Genomic DNA, 10,961 nt, shown 5'->3' with positions numbered 1-10,961 from the left:
TTAAAAAAAGAAAAGGCCCAGGTCAGTCGAGAACTACGAGTTCTCCCGACCTGGGTCTTTTCTTCGTACCCAGACCCCGGTGCAAGTAGCCACCTACTCGCACCCACGGCCGGCCCCGCCCCAGGCGGTAGCAAAGGTCCCTTGCTCTCTCCGCGGTGTCGCTTAGCGGTTCCGCCGCGCGACCGCGCGCCGGCGAACTGGTGACGAGAAGACCAGCGAAGTCGTCGTCTCTCCATAACGCTGCATCCGCTCTACGAGCCCTTCCAACTCCGCGGTGTTCCGACAAGCGACCCTCACCAGCCAGCACTCGTCGCCCGTGACGTGATCGGCGTCGAGCACCTGGGGCAACGCGAGGATGGTTTCGCGGAAGCGAGGCGTGTCGAGGCTTCGCACCTTTGCCCGGACCATCGCCTCGATCGGGAGCCCGAGCTTGTTCAGGTCGACACTGGCCGAGTATCCGGTGATGATCCCTTTCTCCTCGAGCCGCCGAACCCGCTCGGTCACCGCCGGCGCCGACAGCGATACCCGACGGCCGAGTTCGGAGAAGGTCAGTCGACCGTCGGACTGGAGGAGTTCGAGCAGCTGCCAGTCGAGATCATCGAGGTTCACGGAACTCCAGGTCGATCGTCATCCCTGCCAGGAAACTCCAGGTTAGCCGTCGGAGAGACCTGGAATCTCCGATGTTGCGGGTGATCACCGGTCAGCAGGATTGAGCCATGACGACAGAACCCCGCGTACTGACCTTCCCCGCCTTGGACAGCACGACCGCGGCCGCGCTCCTGCGTGCAGAGCTCGCCCTGGACGTGGATCCTGATGACCTTGTCCGGGACCTCGACTCCGGTGCTCAACGGGGGTACGTGATCGTCGAGACCCGGGCTCCCGAAGTCTTCGCGACCGCTCGCATCCCTGGCGCTATCAATCTTCCGTACCGGGACATGACTCCCGAATCGGTCAGCCGACTCGACCGGGATCTCGTCTACGTCTGCTACTGCGAGAGCATCCACTGCAACGCGGCGACCAAGGGCGCCCTGAAGCTCGCGGAACTCGGCTTCAAGGTCAAACGCCTGTCCGGTGGCATCACCGCTTGGCAAGCGGCCGGCTACCCCGTTGACCGGAACCTCCTCACTTCCGCACCCAGCCCCACCCCTTCCCCACGCTGCGCCTGCTGACGAGCGCGCGAAGCAAGGGACCTTTGCTATCGCCGCCCCGAGCGATAGCAAAGGTCCCCTGCTCTCTTGGCGGTCGTAGGCTGGGGTGGTGACCGCTCCCAAGTTGCTCGTCATCCAGCCAGATGAATCAGATCCGATCGGTCCCCTCGGCGACTGGCTCACCGAGGCGGGAGCCGAGCTCGATATCAGGTTGCCGCCTGAACAGGACCTTCCTGCCGATCTTGATGGGTACTCGGGCGTCGTATGCCTCGGTGGCGGGATGGGTGCGAACGACGACGCCGCCCACCCGTGGCTCGCGGACGTGCGGAAGCTTCTTTCGAAAGCCGCGGGCGCGCGCATCCCGACGCTCGCGATCTGCCTTGGCGGCCAGCTCCTGGCGGTGGCGCTGGGCGGTAGCGTCGCCACCGGCGAACAGGGACCCGAGGTCGGCCCTGGGCTTGTGTCCAAGAAGGACGCTGCCTGGACCGATCCACTCTTCGCGGACCTGCCCCTCATGCAGGACGTCCTGCAGTTCCACAACGACGCGATCACCCGGCTGCCCGCGGGTGCCGAGCTTCTCGCTTCCTCGCCGCGGTATGCCTACCAAGCTTTCCGATTCGACCGTTGTGCCTACGGTGTCCAGTTCCATATCGAGACGACGCCGGACGTGGTCCTCGACTGGGCGCGGCAGTCGCCGGAAATGGCGGAACTCACCCGGCCGGACGTACTGACCCAGGAAAACCTCGCCCGAGTGCACGCCGATATCACCGAAACCTGGCGACCGTTCGCGCACCGCTTCGTCCGACTGGTGTCCGGTGACCTCGCTCCGGCTGCGGACCGTCAACGTACTTTGCCGATGGCTTAACGACTTATGTCTCAAATGTGTATGGGTTGTTAACACTCGGTCCTGGCTGTCAGGTACCTTGCGAAGGGAGTTTCGAAGGGTTCGGAGGTCGGGGTGGAGCCCTCAGTGTTGGTCGTGCTCGTCGTCGTCACGGCCCTAATTTTCGATTTCACAAACGGTTTCCATGACACGGCCAACTCGATGGCGACGTCGATCGCCACCGGGGCGTTGCGACCCAAGGTCGCGGTGACGATCTCCGCGGTCCTGAACCTGGTCGGAGCCTTCCTCTCGGTCGAAGTGGCCAAGACCATCTCGAATGGACTGGTCGATGACACCAAGATCGGGCCGGCGATCGTGTTCGGTGGCCTGGTCGGGGCGATCGTGTGGAACCTGGTCACCTGGTTCGTCGGCCTACCGTCCAGCTCGTCTCACGCGTTGTTCGGTGGCCTGATCGGTGCCACCTGGGTGTCGGCCGGAACGGACTCCGTCCATTTCGGAAAGATCGTCGAGAAGGTCCTGGTTCCGGCGGCGCTGTCGCCTGTCCTGGCAGGCCTCGCCGCGATGATCGTGACGTACTTCGTCTATCGGATCTTTGTCCGTCGAGGCCGCACCGCCGGCTTCCGAGTTGGACAGATCATTTCGGCTTCACTGGTATCGCTTGCCCACGGCACGAACGACGCGCAGAAGACCATGGGTGTCATCACGCTGACGATGATCACCGCCGGAACCCTCCCAGCGGGGGCGGGGCCACCGCTCTGGGTAATCGTCAGCGCGGCGTTGGCGCTGGCGCTCGGCACGTATCTGGGTGGCTGGCGAATCACCTACACGCTCGGTAAGGGCCTGACGGACATCGATGGTCCGCAAGGTTTCGCAGCACAGACCAGTTCGGCGGCGGTCATCCTCGCCTCGACGAACTTCGGTTTTCCTCTCTCGACGACCCACGTCTGCTCCGGAGGCATCGTCGGCTCCGGCGTGGGCCGGAACGAGTCCCCGGTCCGCTGGCGCACTGCCGGCCGCATGGTGATCGCTTGGCTGTTCACGCTTCCGGCTGCGGCCATCGTCGGCGCCGCGGCCGGCCTTGTGACCTCGACAGGCACGGTGGGCACCATCGCCGTCGGCGTAATCGGCCTGGTCATCGGCGTCGGCATCTACCTGCTTTCGCGCCGGAGCCCAGTCAACGCCGGTAGCTTCGCCAGCCCTACTTCGACCGTTCCTGAACAGGAAGTCGGCAGGATCGCCGCCTAGCGAAGCAAGGGACCTTTGGTACCGCCGGGCGTGAGACGACACCGAAGGTCCCTTGCTCCTTTGCGCGTCCGCCTGGTGACGGGCGCAAGGGCGACTACGGTGGAAGCCGATGGTTGAGCGCGCCAGGCCGACCGCTTCCGTGGCGAGATACGGCTTCACCGACCCCCGTGCCGACGGGCAGCTGCGTGCTGCCGGTTGGTGGACCGAATCCGGCGCGGACGGCTCCGCCGCCGACGTCTTGTCAGCACTTTCCCGAGCGGCGGATCCTGATCTCGCCTTGAGCGGGCTCGACCGGATCAGGGAAGCCGACCCGGCTGCCTGGAATGAGCTCGACCAGGCGCTTCGCACCAACCGAACCTTCCGCGGCCGGATGCTCGGTGTCTTGGGCACGTCGAGTGCGCTCGCGGACTTCCTGGTCGCGAACACCGACTGCTGGCGGACCCTCCAAGCCGACAAGAGCACCGAGCCGGATCAGTACGTGAGCCGTCTCCTCGACCATTTACGGTCGGAAGGCGAACTGGTCACGGGGCTCGAGGCAGAGCAGGCTCTTCGCGCCGGGTACCGCGAGCTCCTCCTCGGGATCGCGGCTGCCGACCTCGGCCACCTGGTCGAATCAGGTCTCTACCAGCCTCCTTATGCCGAGATCGGAGCTCAGCTCACCAGGCTCGCCGAAGCCGCGCTGACGGTGGGGCTTCAGGTCGCGGAGGCTGAGGTGAGCGCCGGCGTCGAAGGTCGGTTGGCCGTGATCGCGATGGGTAAATGCGGTGGCCGAGAGCTGAACTACGTGAGCGACGTCGATGTCATCTTCGTCGGCGATGGGGATCTTTCGATCTCGACGCGACTCGCCAGCACGATGATGCGCGTGGTCGGCAAGGCATGCTTCGAGGTCGACGCGGCGTTGCGTCCGGAAGGTAAGGCGGGCGCCTTGGTCCGAACCCTCGACGGACATGCCGTCTACTACCAGAAGTGGGCCAAGACCTGGGAGTTCCAGGCGCTGCTCAAGGCACGGCCGGTCGCAGGCGACGCCGACCTCGGACGTCAGTACGCGGAGATGGTCGCACCCAAGGTGTGGGCGGCGGCCGATCGGGAGAATTTCGTCCCCGAGGTCCAGAAGATGCGGCGCCGTGTCGAAGGCCATGTGCCCTCGGCACACGCCGAACGTGAGCTGAAGCTGGGGCGCGGTGGCCTTCGCGACGTCGAGTTCGCCGTACAGTTGCTACAGCTGGTCCACGGTCGGATCGACGCGGACCTGCGTTCTCCGTCCACGATGGACGCACTCGCCGCGCTGGGGGAAGGCGGGTACGTCGGCCGGAAGGATGCTGCGGAGCTCGGATCTTCGTACGAGTTCCTCCGGACGATCGAGCACCGGCTCCAGCTCCGCCGACTGCGGCGTACACACCTGTTTCCTGCCGCTTCGGATGCCGACGAGCTGCGAACGATCGCGAGGGCGAGCGGAGTGCGGCCCGCCCGGGGCCGAAGCGAGGGGGACGTGCTGCTGGCGGAGTTCCGCCGCCACCTGCAGAGCATCCGACGTCTTCACGAAAAACTCTTCTACCGACCCTTGCTGCAATCGGTCGCGAACGTGCCGACCGAAGCACTACGGCTGACGACGAAGCAGGCAGAGAGCCGTCTCGCCGCACTCGGCTACGCCGCACCGGATGGAGCCCTTCAGCACATCAAGGCACTGACCGCGGGAATGTCACGCCGTGCGGCCATCCAACAGGCCCTGCTGCCGGTCCTGCTGGACCTTCTCGCTGACACCCCGGACCCTGACCGTGGCCTTCTGTCCTATCGAAAGGTCTCGGAGGCACTCGAAGCAACGCCTTGGTACCTCAGGGTCCTTCGGGACGAGGGTGCCGTCGTCGAGCGGCTCGCCTTCTTGCTGGGCACGTCACGACTGGTGCCCGATCTGCTGGCGAGAGCGCCCGAAGTGCTGCAGCTGCTGGGCGATCCCACGCGTTTGGCCGGTCGCACGCCGGCTGAAGTGGCCACTTCGCTGCGAGCCGCAGTGCGACGTCAGCCGGGTTTGAACGCCGCGGTCGCGGCCGCGAGATCGCTCCGACGACACGAGATGCTGCGAATTGCATCAGCGGACCTGCTGGGGTTGCTTGAAGTCCCCGCGGTCTGCGCCGCGTTGTCGAGTGTGTGGGTCGCCGTGCTGCAAGGTGCCTTGGCCGCTGCCTTTCGCCAGCGTCAGGCAGAGCTCGGTAAAACGCCCGCGAAGATCGCCGTCATCGGCATGGGACGTCTGGGTGGGGCCGAACTCGGCTACGGGTCCGATGCGGACGTCCTCTTCGTATGCGAGCCGACCGAAGGAGTGTCGGACTCCGAAGCGGCGAAGTTCGCTTCCTCTGTCGCTGAGACTGTTCGTAAGATTCTCGGGGCGCCCAGCCCCGATCCGGCGTTGGTCGTCGACGCCGACCTCCGTCCAGAAGGGCGGAGTGGTCCCTTGGTACGGACCCTCGAGTCCTACCGCAGCTACTACGGTCGATGGGCAGAGGTTTGGGAATCGCAGGCGCTGCTCCGGGCGCGGTTCATCGCCGGTGACGACGACCTCGGCGCGCGGTTCATCGCGATGATCGACCCCATCCGCTACCCGCAGGCAGGTCTTGACGCGGTTCGGGTGCGAGAGATCAGGCGGATCAAGGCGCGCGTGGAGACGGAACGGATGCCGAAGGGCGCCGACCCGACACGACACACGAAGCTCGGGCGAGGAGGGCTCGCCGACGTGGAGTGGACTGTGCAGCTCATGCAGCTGCGTCATGGCCATGAAGTTGAGGGGCTTCGGACCACTTCAACGATCGAGGCGCTGAAAGCCGCAGCGGAAGCGGGTCTCGCCGAACCCGCCGAGATCGAATCCCTGACCGAAGCATGGTTACTGGCGACGCGTGTCCGGAATGCCGGGATGCTGGTCCGAGGCAAGGCAGTCGACGAGATCCCGAGCTCCGGGCGAGACCTCGCCGCGGTCGCGCGGGTGCTCGGCTACTCGGCCGATGACGATCCAGGCGAGTTTCTCGACGCCTATCGGCGGACGACGCGACGTGCCCACGCGGTTGTGGAGACCCTCTTCTACCAGGGCTGACCTCTCCGACCTGCAAGAAGTGAGCAAGGGACCTTTGCTATCGCCAGCCGTGCATGGACGAGGCGATAGCAAAGGTCCCTTGCTCACACTCGGCGTCGTGGATAGGGAGCGACGCTTACAGTGGACCGGTGACTGTGCGCGAACCTTTTCGCACCCGGATCAAGGTGCGGCACTACGAGCTGGACACTCTCGGCCATCTCAACCACGCCGTTTACCACTCCTACGGCGAGGTCTCCAGACTTGAGCTGATGGAACTCGCCGGTGGCCTCAACTCGGGCATGCGAGACGCGAATCTCGCCTTCGTGCTGCTTGAGTCCCACATCGTGTTCCGGCGCGAACTCCGGGCCGGTGACGTCGTGGACGTGACCTGTGACGCCAAGTTCGGCACCGGCAAGACCTTCCACATGGACTCGAACATCTACAAGGTCGACGGCACTCTCTCCGCGGAGATCACCTGCACCCTGGGGCTGATGGATCTCGAGCGACGCAAGCTGGTGGATGACCCCCGCGGCCGCATCGAGCGAGCAGGCGTCGACTTGAAGGTTCTCTCCACTTCGGAGTAGGCGCCCCTGCCAGACCAATAAGAAACGCCGGTGGTGAGGGCGATTCCGCACCTCACCACCGGCGTGCTCTTGGTGTTCCTACCGCACGATCACACGTCGTAGTACAGCGAGAACTCGTACGGGTGCGGGCGCAGCCGCAGCGGGTCGATCTCGTTCTCACGCTTGTAGGAGATCCACGTGTCGATCACGTCGGGGGTGAACACGCCACCCTCGAGCAGGTAGTCGTGGTCGGCCTCCAGCGTGTCGAGAACCGCACCGAGGTCGCCAGGAACGAGCTTGACGTTCTGGGCCTCCTCCGGCGGGAGCTCGTAGAGGTCCTTGTCGATGGGCTCCGGCGGCTCGATCTTGTTCTTGATGCCGTCGAGGCCGGCCATCATCATCGCCGAGAAGGCCAGGTACGGGTTGCCGGACGAGTCCGGGCACCGGAACTCGGCACGCTTGGCCTTCGGGTTGTTGCCCGTGATCGGGATACGGACACAAGCCGACCGGTTCCGCTGCGAGTAAACCAGGCTGACCGGCGCCTCGAAGCCCGGCACGAGCCGGTGGTACGAGTTGACGGTCGGGTTGGTGAAGGCCAGCAGGCTCGGCGCGTGCTTGAGCAGACCACCGATGTAGTGGCGTGCGGTGTCGGACAGACCCGCGTAGCCCGACTCGTCGTGGAACAGCGGCGTGCCGTCCTTCCACAGCGACTGGTGGCAGTGCATGCCCGAGCCGTTGTCACCGGCGAGCGGCTTCGGCATGAAGGTCGCGGTCTTGCCGGCGGCGAACACGGTGTTCTTCACGATGTACTTGAACAGCTGCAGGTCGTCCGCAGCATGCAGCAGCGTGTTGTACTTGTAGTTGATCTCGGTCTGACCGGCGGTGCCCACCTCGTGGTGCGCACGCTCGATCTCGAAGCCAGAGCCCTGCAGCTTCTGGACGATCTCGTCGCGCAGGTCGGCGAAGTGGTCGACCGGCGGGACGGGGAAGTAACCACCCTTGAACTTCGTCTTGTAACCCTGGTTGCCGCCCGGCACGTCGGCACCGGTGTTCCACCAGCCCTCGACGGAGTCGATCTCGTGGAACGAGGCGTGCTCGGCGGAGTCGAACCGGATCGAGTCGAAGATGTAGAACTCGGCCTCCGGGCCGAAGAACACGTTGTCGGCGACGCCGTACTCCGCGATGTACTGCTCGGCCTTGCGCGCGATGTTACGCGGGTCGCGGCTGTACGCCTCGCGGGTGAACGGGTCGTGCACGAAGAAGTTCAGCGACAGCGTCTTCGCCTTGCGGAACGGGTCGATACGCGCAGTCTCGGGGTCCGGGAGGAGCAGCATGTCGGATTCGTGGATCGACTGGAAACCACGCACCGAGGAGCCGTCGAAGGCCAGGCCTTCTTCGTAGGCCTCTTCGTTGAACGCCTTCGCCGGAACGGTGAAGTGCTGCATAACGCCGGGCAGGTCGCAGAACCTGACGTCGACGACCTCTACGTTCTCGTCGGCGATAAGGCGCTGAATGTCGTCTGGAGTAGTGGGCACCCTCGGTGACTCCTTCTCGTTCGTTGCCGGCGGCAGTACTCTCTTCGGCTCACGCTAAGAGCGCGGTGTTGCCCGACCGTCACCCGTATGTTTCGCCGGTGTTAACGGGGCGGCGATATCGGGTAGTCGACCAGGGCGAATGTGTCCCGCGCCACCGGCATACCCTGGATGGGTGGCGAGATGGACCGGAGAATGGCTACCCGGAGCCGGGGATGGAACGACGGCCGGTGGCGAGGGTACGCAGCGGTGGCGCGGTGAGCGACTCGGCTTGCCCCAATCGGGTGTCGGCTCGGTGACGGGCGGCGGGGCACGTCTCCTCGGACTGGTCATCGACCTGGTCCTGGCCTCGCTCGTCACCACTCTTTTCGTGACGCCGAGCCTTCAGGATCCCGCCGTCATGCAGACGTTCAACCTCTGGTCGGTGGGTGTCTGGGCGGCGATCACCGTCATTCCCGCCGCCTTCTTCGGCTTCACTCCCGGTATGGCGGTGGTCGGAGCCCGTGTCGCCAGGCTCGACGGCGCGCAAATGGTCGGAGTGTGGCGGGCGGTGGTACGGGCGGCACTGACCTTCCTGATCATCCCGGCCGCGATCCGCAACATCGACGGCCGCAGCTGGCTGGACCGGCTGACCGGGACCGTTGTGATCCGCATGCGATGACCTTGGGAGGGGAGCAGGGGACCTTTGCTCCCGCCGAAGGAAGCGGCCACGGCACCGGCGGTGGTCAGGCGGCCGGTGCCGCAGGAGTACTGCCGAGCTTCGGAGGCGGTCGTTGCCGAGCGCGACGGTGAGCCGCTCGTAGTTCCTGGATCACCATCAGCGGCTCGTCGCGTAGGCGCGCAGGACTTACCTGGACGGCGATGAGGCCCTCGGCGACCAGCGAGGGTATTTCGGGCGCCTTGTCCCGTTCGAGAGCGACTTCGTCGTAGCGGATTTGAATCGCGACGCCGGCCTTCGGCCACCAAGCGTCGGCGACACCGACGATCTCTCCGTCCGAAGTCCGTAGTTCGACCTTCCGTATCGGCGTTGGCAAACCGCTGCGCTCTAGTACGGTCTCCAGCCACTGCTCGACAGCGGAGTCGACGCCATCTTGGAGCGCGCCGATGACGATCCGGGGGAGTGCCGAGCCGATCGTGCTGGCCTGCGCCAGCTCCTCTCGAAGTTCCTCCGGAGTGCAAAGCCCGCGATGGACAGCGTCGTGGATCATCTCGCGCACGGCTTGGAGTTCGTCCATGCGCCGGGCCGCGTCGATCAAAGCCCGTGCGAGTGGAGCTACCGGCAGCCCGTCGATCTCGACTGGTTCCGGCAGGTGGATCGTTCGTTCGACGATGGCGAATCCCCAGGTGGCGACCTTGCTCCGGTGAGGGATCAGGGTGTGGGCCCGTCTCTCCGGCGGAAGTCTTCGGACTCCGTACAGCCTTGCTGCCTGGACTCCGGTGAGCATCGCCGCAGGGCCTGCGTGAGTCAGTGCGACCTTCAGGAGTTGACGTCTGGTCGGCGTGCCGTTGGTCAGGAGGATGACGCCGGGGATGGGACGTCGCCACGGACCGCCTTCGCGGCAACGGCGAGAGATCCAGGAATGGGAGTGTCCGAGGGCGACAAGTTTCGCCCGAGCGGCCACGCCGTCTGGGAACATCGCTGCCAGCGCCTTCTGCAAGGCGGTTGAGGTTGTGTCCACCCAGTGATCATGCGACCACCCACCGACAGTTCTTTGCCCGGAAACGCATCAGGGGTCCTTTACTACCGCGTAGCGGCAGCAAAGGACCCCTGATGCTGGTTTGGTCAGCGGCGACGGATGGTGCGCTGGACGTTGCGCATCTTCGCGCCGGCAGGCATCGGGCCCTTGGGCATCGCCGCGCCGCGGTTGCCGAGGGCGGCGAGCTTCGCTTCCAATGCGTCGACCTGCGCGGGCTTGAGGTTGCGCGGAAGCTTCATGAGGTAGCCCTGAAGCTTCTTCAGCGGAACCTGCTGGTCTTCGTTGCCGATGATCACGTTGTAGATCGGGGTCTCACCGATCAGGCGGGACACCCGCTTCTTCTCCTGCACGAGCAGGGACTTCACACGGTGCGGGGCACCTTCGGCGACGAGCACGACACCCGGGCCGCCGAGCACTCGGTGCACAGCGTCGAGCTGGGTCGTGGCCGCCACGGTCGGCGTCACCTTCCAACGGCCCCGCATGTTCTCGAGCGCCCAGGCCGCAGCGCCCGGCTGCCCGTCGGCCTTCGAATACACGGTCTTCTGGACCCGCCTGCCGAAGATGATCACAGCGGCGAGCGCGCCGAGCAGAACGCCCAGCGGCAGCACGACCCAGTGGACGTCGAAGATGAACCCGATGCCGAACACGACACCGGTGATGACCAGGAGCGATCCGACCATCCAGGGGATGAGCGCCTTGTCTTCCTTGCGCTGCATCTTGAAGGCTTCGAAGATCTGCCCGCGGCGAGCCTTGCTCGCGGCACGCTTCTCCTTCTTGGCCAGCTTCGCTGCTTCCTTGTCCTGCTTTCCCGCCATGTGACCAGGATACGGCCGCGTGCCCTGCGTCGATCCCGTCGGGCCCTCTGCGAGGA

General features: G+C 65.3%; 10 protein-coding genes. 6 read left to right on the top strand and 4 right to left on the bottom strand.

Features of this window, described 5'->3' with window-relative positions:
* Positions 1 to 162 precede the first annotated feature (162 nt).
* Positions 163 to 609 (bottom strand): Lrp/AsnC family transcriptional regulator, encoded by a 447-nt coding sequence (locus tag CFP71_RS24075; protein WP_093936207.1) that lies wholly within the window; start codon positions 607 to 609, stop codon positions 163 to 165.
* 107 nt (positions 610 to 716) lie between these two features.
* Between CFP71_RS24075 and CFP71_RS24070 the strand changes: the two genes are divergently transcribed.
* The 5 genes from CFP71_RS24070 (at position 717) to CFP71_RS24050 (ending at position 6,882) form a co-directional block, all read left to right on the top strand.
* Positions 717 to 1,169: a rhodanese-like domain-containing protein gene (locus CFP71_RS24070; RefSeq protein WP_167406252.1), complete on the top strand. Its 453-nt coding sequence runs from the start codon at positions 717 to 719 to the stop codon at positions 1,167 to 1,169.
* 88 nt (positions 1,170 to 1,257) lie between these two features.
* Entirely contained in the window at positions 1,258 to 2,013 is a 756-nt protein-coding gene (locus CFP71_RS24065; RefSeq protein WP_093936211.1) for a type 1 glutamine amidotransferase, read from the top strand.
* A 105-nt stretch (positions 2,014 to 2,118) separates the two neighbouring features.
* Positions 2,119 to 3,237, top strand: a complete 1,119-nt coding sequence (locus CFP71_RS24060; protein ID WP_093936206.1) for an inorganic phosphate transporter — start codon at positions 2,119 to 2,121, stop codon at positions 3,235 to 3,237.
* 109 nt (positions 3,238 to 3,346) lie between these two features.
* Positions 3,347 to 6,319 (top strand): bifunctional [glutamine synthetase] adenylyltransferase/[glutamine synthetase]-adenylyl-L-tyrosine phosphorylase, encoded by a 2,973-nt coding sequence (locus CFP71_RS24055; RefSeq protein WP_093936205.1) that lies wholly within the window; start codon positions 3,347 to 3,349, stop codon positions 6,317 to 6,319.
* Positions 6,320 to 6,447: 128 nt separating this feature from the next.
* Positions 6,448 to 6,882 carry an acyl-CoA thioesterase gene (locus tag CFP71_RS24050; protein WP_020633826.1) on the top strand — a complete coding sequence of 145 codons (435 nt, stop codon included), beginning with the start codon at positions 6,448 to 6,450 and terminating at the stop codon, positions 6,880 to 6,882.
* A gap of 89 nt (positions 6,883 to 6,971) precedes the next feature.
* On the opposite strand, the gene glnA is transcribed toward CFP71_RS24050, so the two are convergent.
* Positions 6,972 to 8,396 (bottom strand): type I glutamate--ammonia ligase, encoded by a 1,425-nt coding sequence (glnA, locus tag CFP71_RS24045; protein ID WP_093936204.1) that lies wholly within the window; start codon positions 8,394 to 8,396, stop codon positions 6,972 to 6,974.
* Between the two features lie 172 nt (positions 8,397 to 8,568).
* Here glnA and CFP71_RS24040 point away from each other — a divergent pair, with 172 nt between their 5' ends.
* Entirely contained in the window at positions 8,569 to 9,054 is a 486-nt protein-coding gene (locus CFP71_RS24040; RefSeq protein WP_244199805.1) for an RDD family protein, read from the top strand.
* A 64-nt stretch (positions 9,055 to 9,118) separates the two neighbouring features.
* Here the strand turns inward: CFP71_RS24040 and CFP71_RS24035 are convergent, their stop codons facing one another.
* Both CFP71_RS24035 and CFP71_RS24030 read right to left on the bottom strand, forming a co-directional pair.
* Positions 9,119 to 9,838, bottom strand: coding sequence for a hypothetical protein (locus CFP71_RS24035; protein ID WP_244199804.1), 720 nt, complete (start codon positions 9,836 to 9,838; stop codon positions 9,119 to 9,121).
* A 338-nt stretch (positions 9,839 to 10,176) separates the two neighbouring features.
* Complete coding sequence (locus CFP71_RS24030) at positions 10,177 to 10,905, bottom strand: DUF4191 domain-containing protein (protein WP_093936201.1); 729 nt, start codon at positions 10,903 to 10,905, stop codon at positions 10,177 to 10,179.
* Positions 10,906 to 10,961 lie beyond the last annotated feature (56 nt).

Origin of the sequence: Amycolatopsis thailandensis (assembly GCF_002234405.1) — a bacterium.
Taxonomy (GTDB): Bacteria; Actinomycetota; Actinomycetes; order Mycobacteriales; family Pseudonocardiaceae; genus Amycolatopsis; species Amycolatopsis thailandensis.
This window is presented reverse-complemented; position numbering and strand designations above follow the sequence as displayed.

Coding starts and splice junctions, on each gene's coding strand:
- CFP71_RS24055 (WP_093936205.1), top strand. CDS start 3,347: ATGGTTGAGCGCGCCAGGCCGACCGCTTCCGTGGCGAGATACGGCTTC.
- CFP71_RS24070 (WP_167406252.1), top strand. CDS start 717: ATGACGACAGAACCCCGCGTACTGACCTTCCCCGCCTTGGACAGCACG.
- CFP71_RS24030 (WP_093936201.1), bottom strand. CDS start 10,905: ATGGCGGGAAAGCAGGACAAGGAAGCAGCGAAGCTGGCCAAGAAGGAG.
- CFP71_RS24035 (WP_244199804.1), bottom strand. CDS start 9,838: ATGCTCACCGGAGTCCAGGCAGCAAGGCTGTACGGAGTCCGAAGACTT.